Origin of the sequence: Methanosarcina flavescens (assembly GCF_001304615.2) — an archaeon.
Taxonomy (GTDB): Archaea; Halobacteriota; Methanosarcinia; order Methanosarcinales; family Methanosarcinaceae; genus Methanosarcina; species Methanosarcina flavescens.
Map to the genome: position 1 here is coordinate 722,113 of NZ_CP032683.1, position 16,655 is coordinate 738,767.

Annotated in this window: 15 protein-coding genes; 1 reads left to right on the forward strand and 14 read right to left on the reverse strand. The window is 42.7% G+C overall.

Annotation, left to right across the window (positions count from 1 at the left end; all coding sequences use genetic code 11):
- Positions 1-5: 5 nt before the first annotated feature.
- Positions 6-1,700, reverse strand: a complete 1,695-nt coding sequence (locus AOB57_RS03110) for a metallophosphoesterase family protein (protein WP_054298587.1) — start codon at positions 1,698-1,700, stop codon at positions 6-8.
- A gap of 356 nt (positions 1,701-2,056) precedes the next feature.
- Here AOB57_RS03110 and AOB57_RS03115 point away from each other — a divergent pair, with 356 nt between their 5' ends.
- On the forward strand, positions 2,057-3,697 hold the full coding sequence (locus AOB57_RS03115) for a DUF2075 domain-containing protein (protein ID WP_226999619.1): 1,641 nt from the start codon (positions 2,057-2,059) through the stop codon (positions 3,695-3,697).
- A 23-nt stretch (positions 3,698-3,720) separates the two neighbouring features.
- On the opposite strand, the gene AOB57_RS03120 is transcribed toward AOB57_RS03115, so the two are convergent.
- From AOB57_RS03120 to AOB57_RS03180, 13 genes are all read right to left on the reverse strand, one after another.
- Entirely contained in the window at positions 3,721-4,119 is a 399-nt protein-coding gene (locus tag AOB57_RS03120; RefSeq protein ID WP_054298589.1) for an HNH endonuclease signature motif containing protein, read from the reverse strand.
- A gap of 134 nt (positions 4,120-4,253) precedes the next feature.
- Complete coding sequence (locus AOB57_RS03125; protein ID WP_054298590.1) at positions 4,254-4,616, reverse strand: hypothetical protein; 363 nt, start codon at positions 4,614-4,616, stop codon at positions 4,254-4,256.
- A 161-nt stretch (positions 4,617-4,777) separates the two neighbouring features.
- Complete coding sequence (locus AOB57_RS03130) at positions 4,778-5,452, reverse strand: PHP domain-containing protein (protein ID WP_054298591.1); 675 nt, start codon at positions 5,450-5,452, stop codon at positions 4,778-4,780.
- Positions 5,453-6,121: 669 nt separating this feature from the next.
- Entirely contained in the window at positions 6,122-7,408 is a 1,287-nt protein-coding gene (hflX, locus tag AOB57_RS03135; RefSeq protein WP_054298592.1) for a GTPase HflX, read from the reverse strand.
- Positions 7,405-7,800 carry a DUF2209 domain-containing protein gene (locus AOB57_RS03140; protein WP_054298593.1) on the reverse strand — a complete coding sequence of 132 codons (396 nt, stop codon included), beginning with the start codon at positions 7,798-7,800 and terminating at the stop codon, positions 7,405-7,407. The genes hflX and AOB57_RS03140 overlap by 4 nt, the downstream gene beginning before the upstream one ends.
- A gap of 118 nt (positions 7,801-7,918) precedes the next feature.
- The gene (gene endA, locus AOB57_RS03145) at positions 7,919-8,971 is read right to left on the reverse strand and encodes a tRNA-intron lyase (protein WP_054298594.1); all 1,053 of its coding nucleotides are present in this window, start codon (positions 8,969-8,971) and stop codon (positions 7,919-7,921) included.
- Between the two features lie 373 nt (positions 8,972-9,344).
- Positions 9,345-10,832: a Ni-sirohydrochlorin a,c-diamide synthase gene (gene cfbB, locus AOB57_RS03150; protein WP_054298595.1), complete on the reverse strand. Its 1,488-nt coding sequence runs from the start codon at positions 10,830-10,832 to the stop codon at positions 9,345-9,347.
- Between the two features lie 100 nt (positions 10,833-10,932).
- The gene (gene cfbC / locus AOB57_RS03155) at positions 10,933-11,730 is read right to left on the reverse strand and encodes a Ni-sirohydrochlorin a,c-diamide reductive cyclase ATP-dependent reductase subunit (RefSeq protein WP_054298596.1); all 798 of its coding nucleotides are present in this window, start codon (positions 11,728-11,730) and stop codon (positions 10,933-10,935) included.
- Between the two features lie 37 nt (positions 11,731-11,767).
- The gene (gene cfbD, locus AOB57_RS03160) at positions 11,768-12,880 is read right to left on the reverse strand and encodes a Ni-sirohydrochlorin a,c-diamide reductive cyclase catalytic subunit (protein WP_054298597.1); all 1,113 of its coding nucleotides are present in this window, start codon (positions 12,878-12,880) and stop codon (positions 11,768-11,770) included.
- A gap of 222 nt (positions 12,881-13,102) precedes the next feature.
- Entirely contained in the window at positions 13,103-14,560 is a 1,458-nt protein-coding gene (gene cfbE, locus AOB57_RS03165; RefSeq protein ID WP_054298599.1) for a coenzyme F430 synthase, read from the reverse strand.
- Positions 14,561-14,586: 26 nt separating this feature from the next.
- Positions 14,587-14,979, reverse strand: a complete 393-nt coding sequence (cfbA, locus tag AOB57_RS03170; protein WP_054298600.1) for a sirohydrochlorin nickelochelatase — start codon at positions 14,977-14,979, stop codon at positions 14,587-14,589.
- A 237-nt stretch (positions 14,980-15,216) separates the two neighbouring features.
- The gene (locus AOB57_RS03175; protein ID WP_082384197.1) at positions 15,217-15,645 is read right to left on the reverse strand and encodes a DUF2267 domain-containing protein; all 429 of its coding nucleotides are present in this window, start codon (positions 15,643-15,645) and stop codon (positions 15,217-15,219) included.
- A 469-nt stretch (positions 15,646-16,114) separates the two neighbouring features.
- Positions 16,115-16,594, reverse strand: a complete 480-nt coding sequence (locus AOB57_RS03180) for a DUF2892 domain-containing protein (protein ID WP_054298602.1) — start codon at positions 16,592-16,594, stop codon at positions 16,115-16,117.
- Positions 16,595-16,655: the final 61 nt, after the last annotated feature.

Genomic DNA, 16,655 nt, shown 5'->3' on the forward strand with positions numbered 1-16,655 from the left:
GAGCTTCAAAGGTAATCACCAAGGTTATACTGTCGTGGTACGGCAGACTTGCCTTTTCCTTTTTTCTGCCCTGCCTTTCCTGCTTCTCTGGTTAATCCCGTAGCCCTTACAGGTTTTTCTTCAGTCAGCTTCCCGGATTTGCCTGGTGTCTCCTCTTGAGATTTGCCTTTAACCGCGAGCTCAGGTGGCTTTTGAGCCTCTTTCCCAGGCTCATTATCAGGAAGTTCACTTTCAGGTTTCTCATCTCGGTCTGAAGTCTTGAGAACGCCTGATAGTTCAGTAATTTCAAGCTTTCCGGCAATTACCCCGAGAGGCCTGGTTTTCCCTGAAAGTCCAGTCTCTCCTGAAAATTCAGCTTTCCCAGAAAAACCGATTTCCATAGCTGATCTAAAATTTTTACCTGGCTCGCTCTCATCGCTGGGTTTTAATTCTCCAAGTCCCGGAAATCCAGAATCGGATGCTGAACTGGCAGGGTAGATAGGACTGGCAGGCACTTCTATTCTGAAATCAGGGCTTTTGAATTCCGCAGCCTTAGCCTCAATGAGCTTCGAAAGCCGACTTTCGGCTTCTTCGTCCACTCTTGACTTTGAGATATCCGGGCTCCGGACAATTTCATCAATAATCAGCCCACCGTCGTTTAAGCTCATTTTTTTGATTTCACTTGCAACTGCATGATCAGGATCGGAGAAGGTGATCTTTAGGACTTCCTCAGAGAAGGATTCTTTTGTTCTCCAATCTTTAACGTTTGACACAAGAGCCCCTTTATTAAGCAGGTATTCCTCAAGCTCGCTCTGTGACAGGACTGGACCAGAATCCCCGGTAATTTCCAAAAAGACCACGGAATCCGGAATTTCTTCTAGATGCTCGTTTACTTTAGAGAAAATCTGCTCATATGGATTATCTTCCCCATTTAACTCTACCTGGATGGAAAGAAAATTCCTGGTCGGGATCGTGCGCCTGCTGATCTCAAGTCCTTTTTCGGAAAGCGTGATGATATTATAGGAACGGGCTTCCTTTTCGGAAACTGCGTTCCGCTCTGTGCTTCCGGAGTAAGTGATCCATGTCTTGCCTGTTTTGTTTTTAATTATTGCATGTTCATGGTAATCGCCAAGAAGAATTGCATCAACCTTGAAAGGCAGGTTTTCAAGCACCTCATCACAGTCCCACTCTGCATATGGAAAAGGATTCACGATCTGATGCATTACAAGCAGTTTCCAGAAGTTTCCTTCTGGAGTAGAAGGATTAGATAAGGTAGAAAGGCTGGAGTCCGGCGCCTCAAAGCCTGAATAATCGAATATGGGAATTTTTGATTTCGGGACGCTGTCAATCCCGTAAATAGCTGCATTGCCTACCATAAACGGTTTTTTCCTGAGCCTTACCGCAAGCCCCATTTCCTCGAAGAGGTCAAGCCACTGGGTATTCTGCTTGTTCTCATGGTTCCCGACAATCCCTAGAAAAGGTATGTCAGCCGCCTTGAGCCGTGCCAGGATATTCATTGTCTCAAGGAGGTCTTCAAGGGTCGGGTTCCTCGAATCAAAAAGGTCTCCCGCATGCACTACGGCATCGACCTGCATCTCAACCGCATCGTTTACGACAAGCTCGAAAGCTGCAAAAAAATCCTTTCTCCGGGCCTCGCTGTGGTACTGCCTGTATCCCAGATGCGTGTCAGCAGTATGGAGTATCCTTATTTCCCTGGCCATGTTTCCATCAGTCTCTAATTTTTACCCTATAAGGCTTTCTATATTAGTAGTTAACTCATTTAGACAGAAAACAGCCTCTAACTAAATAAAGAAGTTAGCAACTTCACGCTGGAAAAGAGGCGAATCGACATAAATATGACATAAGAATCAAATATACAAGTTCAAAAGACTTACTGAGCTATTCTAAAAGTTATTTTTATTCTCAATTATCAAACTATTCTGGATTGCCTTCACGATTTGAAGCTCGATTGGTCACTTAAAATATGGGAGTTAGAGAAGCAAATTTCAATGTTAACGTGAAGAATACTAAGTAATCATTAGAATAAATTTTAAATAGTTTGGAAACTGATAATATCTTGAAGAACCAATCGGCTGGTATCTTCGTAAGGGACAGGTCTAATTGTTTCAACCTGTCACCTCAAGCCAGGGCGGGACTTGTTTCACCCGCCCATCTACCTCTATTCGGTCTCTGTTTTATTTTTAAGCCTTTCAAGCAAGCTACAAGCTTCTTGTTTTCGAGATGTAGTCCACTGTATCTGCAGGATACTCAAACAGCTTTTTATGATGGTGAAAGCCCTGTTTTTCTGAACGCTTGCACGTTCCTTCACAACTACAATTACGATCCTGAAGATGCTGTTTTTTCAGATAAGTTCTCAGAGATAATCAGAGACTATCCTTTGTTCACAGTCGATAATACAGATGGACTTAAGGGTTTTTTACTAGATAAATTGGAAAATGGAAATGGATTAGAAGTCCTTGAGAAAATAGAGAGTGGAAAGTACAAACCAAGTAAGAAATTAATGGATCATGTTGGAAATCTGATTAAAGGGAAACCTGAGTATACTCTACTTGATGAGCAGCTAGTAGTATTCGATAAAGTACTTTCTTGTGTAAAAAACGGCTTCTTTGACAATCAGAAAAATGTAATTATTGTAAAAGGAGGACCGGGAACTGGTAAGTCTGTTATTGCGCTCAACTTGATGTCTAGTTTGCTTTTAGATGGTTATAATGCTCATTATGCGACTGGTTCTCGAGCATTTACCGAAACTTTAAGGAAAATAGTTGGGACGCGTGGTTCTGCCCAATTTAAGTATTTTAATAGTTACATGAATGAAGAAGAAAATTCGGTTGATGTGCTAATTGCTGACGAGGCGCATAGAATAAGAAAAACAAGTAACAACCGTTTTACTCCCCTTGAGAGAAAGTCCAAAATACCCCAAATTGAAGAATTAATCAATGTGGCAAAGGTTTTAGTATTATTTATTGATGATGATCAGGTTGTAAGACCTGATGAGATAGGTTCTGTCGAGTATATTAAAGCATATGCAAAGGAAAATAACTGCCAGGTTTTCGAGTATGAGTTAGAAGCTCAATTCAGGTGTAATGGCTCGGATGGATTTGTGAACTGGGTCAATAATACCTTGGGAATCCAAAAAACTGCTAATGTTATATGGACTCAGAAGGAAGAATTTGATTTTCAGATAATGAGCAGCCCGGAAGAACTTGAAGCTTCTATTATTGAAAAGATTAAGGAAGGATTTACTGGAAGATTGACTGCTGGATTTTGTTGGCCTTGGTCTCAACCGAATAGAGATGGAAAACTATTAAACGATGTTGTTATAGGGGATTTTAAAAGACCGTGGAATGCGAAGCAAGATGCTAAGAAACTTGCAAAACATATTCCAAAAGCCCCTCTTTGGGCTTACGATCCAAACGGCATAAACCAAGTTGGCTGTGTGTACACCATACAGGGATTTGAGTTTGATTATGTTGGCGTGATTTTTGGAAAGGATTTAGTATACAATTTTGATATTCAGAGATGGGAAGGTCATCCAGAGTATTCTGAAGATACTGTAGTTAAAAGATCAAATGATCAGTTTACCGATCTCGTAAAGAATACCTATAGAGTTCTGTTGTCAAGAGGAATGAAAGGTTGCTACGTTTATTTCATGGACAAGGATACAGAAAATTTCTTCAAATCAAGGATGGAGTATTGAACTCTATCCTATCGCTTTTTTAGTTACCTTCCTTTTGACCTCTTTGAAGTATTTCTCTTAACCAATTCAGCTCTACTTATTGCTTCCAGGTTTTGTGGGTCATCATTGAGATTATTTCCGTCGATATGATAAATTATATATCCTCTAGGAATTTCACCATATGTATCCTCATAAACCTTTCGTGCTCTACGTACCCGTTTATTTTTTTCCACCCATACGTAGGCACAATCATTTTTATTGATCTGCACACCACCTTTCCAACTTGGGTGATTCTCACCTACATACTGGTCTTCTTTGAATTCTGTTTTGGGGCTTAAATGGATTTTTTTTAGTCCCTTATTCCAAGGGATACAGTCTTTTTTGAAGCGACTCCCACATTTAGTTCCTTTATCAAAAGTACCATCTTCTTTTCTACGTATCACGAAATATACACCTTATCGAAATAATGAGTATGAAAAAAGTTTTAAATTGGATCCTCTTTTTTGATCTTTAAGGACTCTTACTTGTACTATTGTTTTGATTATTAATAGTAAAAGCGAATATTTTACAGGCTAATTTACACGCATCTTCTCGGATTTGCGACCTCTCTTTTAAGAACTTCTATCCAATCCGGAGACTCTACTCCGGGATACTCGTACCCTAAAAGCAGCACCTCGCTAAATTCCTTGCCTTCTGCCGGCATGGCTCCGGTTACCTCATAGGTTGGGAACGGAACCGGAAGAACACCTTTTACAGTCTCGTCGCTATCCAGTTTCGTAAGCCTGGTGAGGTTGTCCGTAAAAAGCACTTCTTCGGCACTGCTCGCAGTCACAATAGGTATTGTACGTATCGAGTGATATATACACGATTCAACCACGGCGAACCCCAGTACGAGTTCTTTCCAGATTATGGGCTTGTTCTGATCGGTTGTTTCTGCCATTGTTTATCCCTCACAGCTAAGTATTCGGTTTAACAGGTTTTGAGCTTGTATTTTTGAGCTTATAGAAAGGATACGACCGTAAGCGATAAGTCCTTTTCTTTCGAGAAACCAATATCTACAATCCTGCAAATCTCAAACCATGTTAGTTTCATTTTAAAGTTTTAGGTTTTACGAAACAGTTTTCTCTTGATTTTTCGCCTTGCACTGCCTGACATCTGTTTAAGAATAATTGATTTGGGCGTATTTTTCCCCGCAGGAGCTACCTTTCCTTCCCGGATGGCTGCAAGCACGGCGGTAATGGTGTTTTCAGGCGCGTCGATCTCGGTATAGGCCTGACCGACCATTTCGGGAATGTGGGAATCGCTTCCTGCAACGCCGGGAATTCCGAGCCTCTTTGCCTCGATTGCAGCTTTCCTGTTGGCGTTATTGAAAAGGCAGCGGGAATTGAAAACCTCAACTGCATCAATATCAAGCCCTTCGAAGCTTCCTATTCCGTGGGAACTTCGCTTAAAGGGATGGGGGATAATAACCGTGCCTCCAAGTTTCCGAGCTCTTGTGATCGTTTCTTCCGGGCTAAGGAAAGGCTTGATGTTCTGTTTGACTCCTAGCACCAGGATATGCCCTTTAGAACAGGTAACCTCGACTCCGGGAATGACCGTAAGCTCAAAGCCAAGTTCCAGGGCTCGTTTTTCACAGGCAAGCCCGCCTTCCACAGTATCATGATCACAGATAGCAAACCCATCAAGTCCTTTTTTGCGCGCAGACTCAAGAATGGCGTCATGGCTCGATTTGCTATCCTTTGAGTACTCGGAATGTACGTGCAGATCGAATTTCATGCTAACAGGAGAATGAGAAATGAATTTATATAAATTTTGAAAACGGAAGTAAAATTGAAGAAGAAAAAACAATTATAATTACATAGAGACTTGACAAATAATTACATAGAGACTTAATAAACCTTCGTTTCGATACGAACAAATAAAGTCTTAAAAATAAAGATAAAACAAGGAGGAATTACGAACGGGCAGAAACATAGCAAAAATCTGGTTCTAAGGGTATAGTTTAGGATATAAGGAGGGTCTGATGTCTTCAGTAGACGCCCGTTCGCATGTATACAAACGACTTTTGAATATAAATATCTTTCGTGCTTATACGAACATTATTCCACCTATGCAAAAAAAATTCCCTAAGAAAAACATATCAGAAATGTATTTATTAATATTCCAAAGAATTTTATAAATTTAGAATACTTTTATATTCTTGTGGAAGGTCTGAAGATTATGCTGGTATAAACTTTTTAAAAAACCTCAACAAAGGAAATACTTAAATAACATCTCCAAGATTATAACTAAGTTCAAAAATAATTTTTAATAGTAAAATATGGAGTATATAAAGTGGTTGTAAATATATTATAACTAGCTTCTTGAAAAAAGTTTGATCACAAGCCTTTTCAAAAAAGGCTTGAGCGAAAACATTTGCAGAAAAAGTTTGATCAAAACGATATTTTAAGCTTCCTTCGGTCCGAGGAGGGCATGAGCTTTGTTAATTATCTCAGTCCTGGCTTCATAATCCACATGGATTCGTTCTCCAAACTCAACCCTGTGTACAATTCCTTCATCATATAGCCAGGAAAGAATCGACATTCCTTCTTCCGAATTCGGAAGGGAAAGGGAGCAAAAACACCAGGGAGGCAGATGCTTGACTATCCCCGCTTTTAGTACAGCCATACCGATGCCTTTTTTTGCAGAAACGAAAACAGGGTTAGGAGCCATATAGCCTATCTGCTCCATAATACTATCAAGTCTGGATTCGTCAACAAGATCGACCTTGTTAAGCACAGTTATAATAGGAACTCCCTGAATCCGGTCCCAGAGAGTGTCATGAGATGTGGTGAGCTTTTGCAGAATCATCTCAGGTTTTTCGCTTACATCCACGACCAGGAGTATAAGATCCGATAGAAAAATCTCGTTGAGGGTAGATTTGAAAGCATCAACCAGCCAGTGAGGAAGATCCTCAATAAATCCCACGGTATCGGTTAAAAGAGCTTTTCGTCCTCCAAGATCCAGAGCTCGGGTGGTAGGCACAAGCGTTGTAAAAAGCATATTCTTCACATCGACACTTTCACTAACAATAGCGTTGAAAAGCGTGCTTTTTCCAGCATTTGTATATCCTGCAAGGGAAATTAAAGAAAATCCCTTCTTGTGCCTTAAAGCCCGCAGAGACTCATCATCTTTTTCTGCCGATTCAAGTTCACTCTCAATCCTTGCAATCCTCTTCTTCAGGTCCTGTTCATAAGAATCCTCGTAATCTCCAAGTCCCATAAATCCTGCTCTCTCCTCTTTCTTAGCGAGAGAAACAACGGCTCTTGCCCTGGGCACCTCGTATCTCAGTCTTGCCAGTTCTACCTGGAGTTTTGAACGGTGGGTGGTTGCCCTCTTTGCAAAAATCTCAAGGATGAGCTGGAACTTATCTATAACCTGGCATCTACAGATTTCCGAGATATTGAAGAGCTGTGTCGTGGAAAGTCTGTTATAGAAAATTACTTTATCTGCACCAACACTTCTCACAAGTTCAGCAAGTTCTTCGATTTTCCCCCTGCCTAGCTGATGCCTTGAATCAGGATACCTGGTCTGCTTAAGCTCACCAACCGGCAGGTAACCTGCTGCTTTTGCAAGTTCTCTGAGTTCCTGGAAGAGGTATTCCTCACGTTCAGAGTCGGAATTGGGAACGGTTCTTTTAACTAGAATTACCCTGTTTCCGTTACCGGGATTCTGTTCTGCTGAAATTTTCATGCCTCGATTTGAAGTTCTTTTATCAATAGATTGCGGGCGCTCAGGGAAATATGATGCACGAGTTCTATCGACCGCCTCTCGGCAATTGATTCCTGATACTTGAAAGCCCTGGAAAACATACTCTCGGTCACCCATCTGGGTTTATTGTACATGTCCCCCTTTTCTGCCACAATCGTGCCCTCGAAAGAAAGTTGGTCAGCAGTATCTTCAATTAGCTGCACGACATCCAGCAAACTTGGAGCTCTTTTTAGCCAGAGGGGCAGGATTTTGACCTGCTTAACCTTCTCAATATAGTTGGCCGAGACCGTAAGCGCCGCTGCTGCACATACCATGTAATAACCTCCTTTAATCCTGTGCCTGCCAGAAATATCTACCGCAATTATGTCCCACATTTATACTTCACCCTCGGCTGAAGATTTGGTTTTTATGAGATTCTAAGCGATGTTAATAATAGAGAGAATACTCTGGAATATTAGTTAGAACACTGATCTAGAGCATTGATTTAGAGCATCACATTTTCGTTCGGCTGATATCCAGATATTCAACTTCCTCTCCTTTCTCGACCGCAAAAAGCATTATCTTCCTCACACTGTTTGCAAGCCTGACCGCTCCCGACATAACAGGAAGCTTGAACTCGAAATCTGCAGGGATGGCATTTACAAGGTATTCGGAATGTGGGATTTTTTCTATTGATTCGACTTTTCGGTATACCCTGAAATTCGTCCCGAATTTAAATCCGGTTTTGACCACGTGCCCCGAGTCCCTGAGGTGCTTATATGCACTGTACTTTCTCAGGAAAGAACTCTCAATCTCCGATGCTTTCTCAGTAAACTCATCGAATGAAAACACTTTACCTTTCCTGTCCCGAACCGTTATCACGCCTCTGGAAAAGAGATAAAGGGACTCTACCAGGGAGAGCTGCAACCTTTCAGAATCCAGCATTTTCCCGTAGAAGCCCTTTGAATAGAGAATCTCCGAAATCCGGGCATCCCAGACTATTACTCTGTCTTCCAGGAAAGTAGCATCGGTTTTGACCGCAGGATACGGCTCAGACATCTCTCCTTCAGGGATTGTGGTCTTAACCTCATAGAATGTAAGATCACTTTCCTCATCCACTACAGCCAGGATAAATTGCTTGTGTACATTCTCTGCCGAGGCGACCGAGTCCTGTAGAAGTTTCACAGGAAGGAGTTGTCTTTCCGATTGGACGTGGACAAAGATTTTTGCCGCACTCTTGCCCGGATGGCTACCTCTTGGATACACCCGGAAATCCGCAGCTGACGGCTGGACGTAATACCCCCTCTCTTTGAGATCCTTATAAACGATATACTTCAGCTCAAAATTTGGCTGCCTTAAAGAAGCCTGTTCGAAAAAGGTTTTGAAATCAAGCAATGTACCTTCAAGTTCGATTTCCAGCTTTCCTCTGGACAGAAGGAAAGCAGCTTCTACAAGTGAGAGTTCGAGCCCACCACCTTTGGGGCGTCCGAAATAACCAGTTTTGTAAAGCTCGGTTACCGCTTCCTTTCCGGCAAGGACCCGGTCTCCTTTAAGTTGTGTTTTCAATAGATTCACCTGAAAAGAAAATGAAATGAAAATAAGTTTCTTCAACAGGCTAGCTTGCTGTAGTCTAACCTGCTATAGTCTTTCCTGCTATAATCTAATTTACTATAGCGTATTTTATCCTGATCTGGATTCTCATAAAATGATTAATTGTAATCCAGTTTATTGTAATCTAACCTGTTATAATCTGATTTAATATAATATTGCTTTTTCGACCTGCAAAGGTTCAGACCTTCAAGATTTAAGCCTGAAGTCCAGCGGTTTCATATGGATTAGCTGTTTACAGGCACACTTCATTTGAATATTTTCACTGATTACGAGAAAGTTCGTACGCTTTAAGGAAACCTGTACGCGTTAACAGAAATGCCTGTTCACATTACGAAAGAGCTCTGGATTCCCGAAACTTCCTTGCAGCCTCCACAAGTGAGTCTGCAAGATCCCTGTACGCAACTCCATGCAGATGAGCATAGGAGCCAAGTGTATTTCCAGAAATAAGCCCGTCCCTGTAGTTTTTTATGCCTGTCCCCCTCGACAGGGTTATTGCAAATTCGGCATCCTCAGGAATTTCCACTATTTCAGAATGATGGAATTCGTGCCCCTTGAAGCTGTTGCCTTTTCTCCCGAGAATACAGTCCTTACTAAGGGTTCCGATGTTATAACTGACAACTCTTGTTTGCCCCATGATAGTATGCCCTGGAAGCGCCCCGACCATTGAGTATGTGGATTCCGGCATTGAAGCATCGTGATATGTGCCTTCTCCGGGGACACCTGTACTGATTTTCTCCGTAAGGTACATAAGCCCCCCGCACTCGGCATAAATTGGCATTCCTGCAGCAGAAGCTCTTTTGATGTCCTGGCGCATGGACTCATTAGCTTCAAGTTCGGCTGCAAAGAGTTCGGGATAACCGCCCCCAATATAGAGCCCGTCAATCTCAGGAAGCGAGGTGTCTTTGACAGGGCTAAAGTAAACGATTTCTGCACCTGCAAGTTCTAAAAGATCAAGGTTATCACGATAGTAAAAGTTGAAAGCTTCATCGAGGGCAACGCCTATTTTTGGCCTGGATACTCCAGAATTGGGAACCGGTGTAAAAGCGCTATTCTCAGGGCTTTTCAGGGGTTTTGCACTTTTTGCGATTTCCAGGAAGCGGTCCACGTCAATTCCTGTATTGATGATTTCCTCAATACCATGAAGGCGTGCACCAAAGCTTTCATCTCCAAACCGTTTTCGGCCTTCAGGAGCCGGTATAAGCCCCAGGTGGCGCATGGAAATTTGCATGGAAGGATCTCTCGGAACGATCCCTATAATTGGAACACCTGTATAATACTCGATTGCCTCTCTAGCTTTCTCGGCATGGCGGCGGCTTCCTATGTTATTGAGGATAACGCCTGCAATTTCCACATCAGGGTCGAAGTTCTTATATCCATTGACAAGAGCAGCACTTGAACGGGTAATGCTCCGGGCATTAATTACGAGAATTACAGGACATTTGAGGATTTTCGCAATCTGGGCAGTGCTTCCAAGGTCGCTCAAGCTCTCAAAACCTTCGTAAAGCCCTCGAACCCCTTCAATAATCGCAATATCAGCCCTGTCTCCGGCCTCACAGGCATGGGTATAAACATCCAGAATGCCATTCTCATCCATAAGGTAACCGTCAAGGTTTCTGCAGAACCTTCCTGTTATTTCAGTGTGGTAGCTCGGATCGATGTAATCCAGAGCGACCTTGAAGGGCTGGACTTTATATCCTCTTGAAACAAGGGCAGCCATCAGTCCCATTGAGATTGTGGTTTTGCCTGAAGAGGAACGATCTGCAGAGATGAGAATCCTGGGAATATTCCCTGCTACGGGTTGGCTGTCACTAAGCATTTTTATACCCCTGATTTGTTTTGCGTAGCGTTATACGGTAAATATATGTTACAGTCTATTGTTATTGCAGCTTAAGTCGTAAATTAATCTGTGCTCCAGTTCACTTAGTCAGTTCCCTCAACCGCTCGTCACTCAAGGAATTTGATGTAACTCTTTTTTCGTTTTCAAGGATTGCTTTTCCAAGCTTGCGGTAAGTATTTGCAATATCGGATTCGGGTGCTTTTTCCATTACAGAATAACCTTCCCTTTCACAGTCCTGGACTTCCTGTCGTTTCGGGATAAAAGCCATAAGCTGACTGCCGATCTCCTCAGCGAATTTCGCAACAATTTCCTCTTCCCTGCTTACGTTTCTGGAATTGCAGATTACCCCGCTAAGCGGCATTCCTATTTTGGAAAGACCCTTGCAGATGTTATTTGCTGCATAAAGGGGCATATACTCGCCCGAGGTCAGGACATAAGCCTCATTTACGAATCCTTTCCTAACAGGGGCAACAAAGCCGCCGCAGACAATGTCTCCGGGCACATCATAAATTATGAGGTCCTGCTCTTTCAGGAGATCTCCTGAGATGCTTTTCAATTTCTGGATGGCAACAATAATTCCCCGACCTGCACACCCTATGCCAGGTTCAGGGCCGCCCGCTTCCACACATTTGACTCCTGCATATCCTTCAAAAACCACATCTTCTTCTTTTACATCCACACCTTCGCGCAGGAGGTCGAGAATGGTTGGAATTCTCCTGCCTCCAAGCAGGGTGATTGATGAGTCACTTTTAGGATCGCAGCCTATGATCATTACTTTCTTTCCTGCCTCGGCACAGGCGGCAGCAACGTTTGAAGCCGTACTCGATTTGCCTATTCCGCCCTTTCCGTAGATCGCTATAATCTTTTGTTTTTTCAAAGGATCTTCCTCCTGATGTTATTCTGGTTTTTCTTGCTCAGACTTCCTTTGCAACTTCCCTTAAGGTAGCCCCAAACTCTGATTCCACGATCTCACTGACTCCGAGTGTTTTAGGGTGAAGGTCGATTTCAACCAGTACATATTCGTGCCCCATTTCTTTTAAGGGCAACACCTGTCTCGGTCCGTTAGTGATCGAAATCAGCTCCATACCTCTTATATGTTCCATAGGGATTGCGTGCGGAACGCCCGTAATTACCGCAAAATCGAAATCGCTGTATTTTTCCTGTATCAATTCGCTGACCCTTTCCCCTGCAACCGGGTACTCGTCCATACCGCCAATAATTTCATGAACCTCAACGTTATGTGCGTTGAAGTCTCTCAATATATATTCGGCATGCTGCCTTACCCTGGGAAGCCCGAGTTTCGGGTCGATATTTGCCATATTGATAAGGTTTTCTTTTTTCCCAAGAACTGCTGCAACCTCATTGACCGCAAGGGTGATGTCCGCAAACATGTAGCCGGTCTCTTTTTTAGCATTCATGATGACCAGGCCCTTCTTATCTTCTTTGAGTAGTTCAATTACACGCTTTGCAACCTTATATTTGACATCCCCGCGGGAGGGGGCAAGGTATTCCCTGCTTGCAGCCCCAAACCTCTTTTCCACGTCTGTAGCTTTTGCAAGGAGGAATTCCTGGCGCTCGAATTCTTTATGGTCGATAATCCCGGCATCGAGTGCGGATTCCAGAGCAAAGAGTACTCCTTTTGTGTTATTGTGGTAGCCTGCATGCACCTCAACTTCGATTACAGGGACATCCGGATTAGCCTCAAGCACGGCTTCATGCATTTCTTCCCCAATAATCATGCTGGCGCAGGTGCCTACAACCCCTATAACCCTGGGATTAAAAAGTTCCACAGATTTGTTTATCAATTCTACAAGTCGGTCGTGACCTCCGAAAACAAAGCCATTTTCATCAAGAGCAGTGGTAACTACATGTATGCCGTCTTCTTCGAGCAATCTTGCATGTTTAAATGAGCAACCAGGAGGTCCATGCAGAATAGCGACATCAACATTTAAGTCTCTGAGAGTGTAAAGAGCCGCAACTATGGAACTGGGGCGGGGATGGATGATTGAAATCTCTTTTCCAGTCATGATAAGTCCTCTTATTCAGCTAATCGAGATAATTATCGGGATGATAATGTGTTTCCTTCAGAATTCCTGTATCCCGGAAAACTCGGGTAACTGGCTGTACCGCAGGATAGTGCAGGAAACACGAGCAGTGGAATTTAAACAATTAATGGAAACGGATACAGATTGGAAGAGCCTGTATAAAATTGTATCATAATAATTCTGGAAACAACTCCGGAAAGAAGTTTAGCGAAAGCATTTTACTGAAGAGAGTATTATATCTTCCCCTCCTGCAAATTTTGAGGCTTTTAAGAGTCCCTCATGAAGATTCCCTGCGTAAGATACGTTTTTCCCACTTATAATTCTCATCCGTTCCCCTACTAGAATAACCTGGCTGCATTTTATACCGAATTTTTTTACAAAACGCTGCACGGATTCGGGGGGCAGTCCTTCACAAACCTGAGAGGCTTCTTCTCCCAACACAAGGATTATACTTCCCTTTCTTTCGTCCTTCTTTTTTAGGAGAGCATATTCAAGGGCTTTTTCGGCCGAGAGGATATCCATGCCTGAATTGGAATTGTCTATAAGGCAAATGCCATTCATTACCTTTTCTTGCATCCTGCCTGAAAGTCCTCCGAACTTCTCAATTACCGAAGTAATAGCCTCATGTCCAATTCCAAGTTCGAGGGCGGCTGCTGATGCCGCAACAAAGGCAGTCCTGTAAGCCAAGAAGTTATACCCTGGACGCGGGGAAACTGAAAAAATTTCTTTTCCCCTGTGCATAAAGCGAATGAAAGAGCCTGATAATTCGGAAGATGTTGAGAACTTTGAAATTGATGATGGTGCAGGTCTGCATTCGGATTCCAGCACGAAGTCGGCTGTCTGATCCGGGATTTGAGGAGGCTCAACAATGAAGGGATCTTTAAAAGTTAAAACCTTTGCCTGGCTTTTTTTTGCAGCTTTGAGTGCATTTTCAGCTCTAGAGTTAATTAGAAGAACACTTTCGGGCTTTGCGTGCCTTACGAGCTGGAGTTTTGCCTCGCTTGCAAGAGCGGTATTGTTTGCAATCCCATAGTCTGGCGAAAGGGTTGTAAGGATCCCAAAATCAGCAGTGCCTGTACCCCCTATCGAGATTTCGAAGATAAAAAAATCCGGCATTAAACCTGATTCAAAAACTTTCTCAACTGCAACTAGAATGCTTCCGGGAGTTATGCTGAGACCTCTATGGATAAGGGAAGAAGACCCTGCTTTCCAGTATTCGAGCCCCCGTGAGGTATGCAGCACTACTTCAAACCGCCTGGAGAGCATATCAGCAAGGAGGGATGCTGTGCTTGTTTTTGCTTTTACGCCTGTAACTTCAACCGTTTTTATGCCTGAGAGTCTTGAATCACCTTTGAGGATTTCTCCGACGATCTGGTGATGCGAAAGGACAATTTTTCCCTGTGATCTGGCTTCTACGAGCATGGGATAGGCAGAATCCAGATGTACGGGCGCGACCAAAAGATCGAATTTGGCAGAGGGAAAAGGAATTTTTGAGCAGCATATCCCGTGCTTTTCCTCAAGCTCGAGCAAAGTACCAGGTTCAACTGTCCCGTAAACATCTATGCCGGTTACTTCGTTTCCAGCGGCTGCGAGACTTTTAGCAATTGGAATGCCGCCGTGAGTCAGGTCGAGCACGGCGAGCTTCCTCCGATGAAGGCCCATGAAAAACCGGACCCCATATAGGAATATTAAAGGGCTTCCTGAGCCCTTTTGAACACAAGGTCAGCAATAAGCTCATCAGCCCCGAGAGGCTTTGCATAACACAGAGGAATTGTCTTTCCGTCGATTTCCAGGGTACCGCAGCCATTTTCATCCAGGCTCAGGATTTCAGGGATATCTTTTGTTATATGAACTCCCGAAGCCAGGAAAACCGGTACTGCTGCAACTTTTGTAACCCCGGTACCTGAAAAGCCTTCAATTGCTTCCTCAAGTGTTGGTTCACTATTCTCCATAAAGCCGGTTCGTACAACGACATTAGTGTGCTTCTGTGCAATGTAATCTGCGATCTGAGTGACTACTTCCTTGTTGTAAGGCAGCTTGCTCCCGTGGCCTATGGCCAGAATTCCAATTCTTTCTGTCATTTTTAAAACCTCAAATTTTATATGGGCTTAACACAATTATTTGGATTTGTAACATTGGAGAGATTAACATAGTTAGGATTTATATGATATAATTCTTTTGAGAAAGAAACAGCGGGAGAAAGTTTCGAAGGAAATGGAGAAAAGACATCTCTGCAAGAAAGAGAAAGAAGAGAAACCCAGATGGACAACAGGATTAAAAGGGTTCCCGAAAAAAATTTCCATGTAAGAGCACGTTTTTTATCCCTTTGGGGCGACCTCCTCAGGGAACCATTCCTGGATTTCTTTCGGCATATTGGATCTGACGTCCCGAAGCTCCCCTTCGCCCATATGGTTGTACATTACCTGCAGGACAGCCCGAATAACTTCAGCTGGATTTATATTATCATCGAACTCAAACTGCGCGTGCACCCTCCTTGCAAATTCCTCTTTTTTGAGTTTCTCAGGCTTATCCCTGAGAGTCCAGCCATCATAATACATCCCTTTAACTATAAGGGGCAACTGTGCTGCGAGATCGACCGCTTCTTCTGGTGGAAGCCTATCCCTGAGTGCGTGCAGCGTGCCCCTGAGTGCCTGGTATCCACTTTCCTTGCTTTGCCACCTCAACTGGCTCAGAATGTCCCTTATCCATACATTGGTCAGATCAATACTTTTATCAAGATTACCTATTCCTGTTTCTGACGTTCTAACTCCCCCTTAAGTTTGAAAAAATAAATATCGTTCGGCAGAATGAAATTATGGTCTGTATTATTTAATAATATCTAAGAATAAAATTCGAAGAGGAAAGATTCGGAATACTACAGGATATAGAGATCAGGAGGCTGAGAGAAGAGCTCAGGCTTAACAGAAAAAGCAGGGCAAAATCCCAAAAGAAATATATAAGAAAGTTCAGATTAACGATTTCAGAGAAAGCTAAAGGTCTCATGAGCCAAACTTATAAAAAAGAGATGTCAGTCATTTTGACTACATTTATATCAAGGTATTTTTAATGAATTTTTTGATTACACTTATATCAAGGTATTTTTAATGAATTTTTTGATTACACTTATATCAAGGTGTTTTTAATGAATTAAACCCAAGTACTAATACTACAATTAAGTAAGAGCAATTTTATTGACCTATAGATGTATTGAAGATATTAAACACTTCTAATCTCAATTACAGCCTCTTTTGCACGATTTATGTTGCTTTCCTGATCTGAATCTTCGTCAAAATCCCCACGCAAAGCTTTAAGCGCGTATTTTTCCACCTCGATTTCCCGTCTTGTACGTATACCAAGCCGCCGGAACACGGACACTGGAGGGCACCAGCCCTGTACTGCATGTTGAAGCAGGAAAATGGAGACTGTTAGTGGCAGAATAAACCAGACCCTGCTTTTTTTTAAACCCATTGAGGATCCGATTGCAGTAAATATAGCTGCATTAGCCTCAAGATATCGCTCGATATCCCATTCAAGATCCAGCTCATTTATTCTTTTGGTTATCTCATAATTGGTTTTGCTCGCATAGAATCGGACTGATGCAGCTATTTCAGTATCGATTGCCTGGTTAATTTCAGGAGGCGTATTAGCCCGCACCCTGTCTCCCCGAATGAGTTCGCTGTAGTCATTTATTACCATAAAACGCCCCTCTACGCCTTTTTAAAAAATTTAGTCCAGCAGAGACTTCCTTTTACCAAAA

What these genes read in the sequence shown, in the direction of transcription:
- AOB57_RS03110 (WP_054298587.1), bottom strand. Translation starts at nt 1,700, where the DNA reads ATGGCCAGGGAAATAAGGATACTCCATACTGCTGACACGCATCTGGGA.
- AOB57_RS03125 (WP_054298590.1), bottom strand. Translation starts at nt 4,616, where the DNA reads ATGGCAGAAACAACCGATCAGAACAAGCCCATAATCTGGAAAGAACTC.
- AOB57_RS03130 (WP_054298591.1), bottom strand. Translation starts at nt 5,452, where the DNA reads ATGAAATTCGATCTGCACGTACATTCCGAGTACTCAAAGGATAGCAAA.
- hflX (WP_054298592.1), bottom strand. Translation starts at nt 7,408, where the DNA reads ATGAAAATTTCAGCAGAACAGAATCCCGGTAACGGAAACAGGGTAATT.
- AOB57_RS03140 (WP_054298593.1), bottom strand. Translation starts at nt 7,800, where the DNA reads ATGTGGGACATAATTGCGGTAGATATTTCTGGCAGGCACAGGATTAAA.
- cfbB (WP_054298595.1), bottom strand. Translation starts at nt 10,832, where the DNA reads ATGCTTAGTGACAGCCAACCCGTAGCAGGGAATATTCCCAGGATTCTC.
- cfbD (WP_054298597.1), bottom strand. Translation starts at nt 12,880, where the DNA reads ATGACTGGAAAAGAGATTTCAATCATCCATCCCCGCCCCAGTTCCATA.
- cfbE (WP_054298599.1), bottom strand. Translation starts at nt 14,560, where the DNA reads ATGGGCCTTCATCGGAGGAAGCTCGCCGTGCTCGACCTGACTCACGGC.
- cfbA (WP_054298600.1), bottom strand. Translation starts at nt 14,979, where the DNA reads ATGACAGAAAGAATTGGAATTCTGGCCATAGGCCACGGGAGCAAGCTG.
- AOB57_RS03180 (WP_054298602.1), bottom strand. Translation starts at nt 16,594, where the DNA reads ATGGTAATAAATGACTACAGCGAACTCATTCGGGGAGACAGGGTGCGG.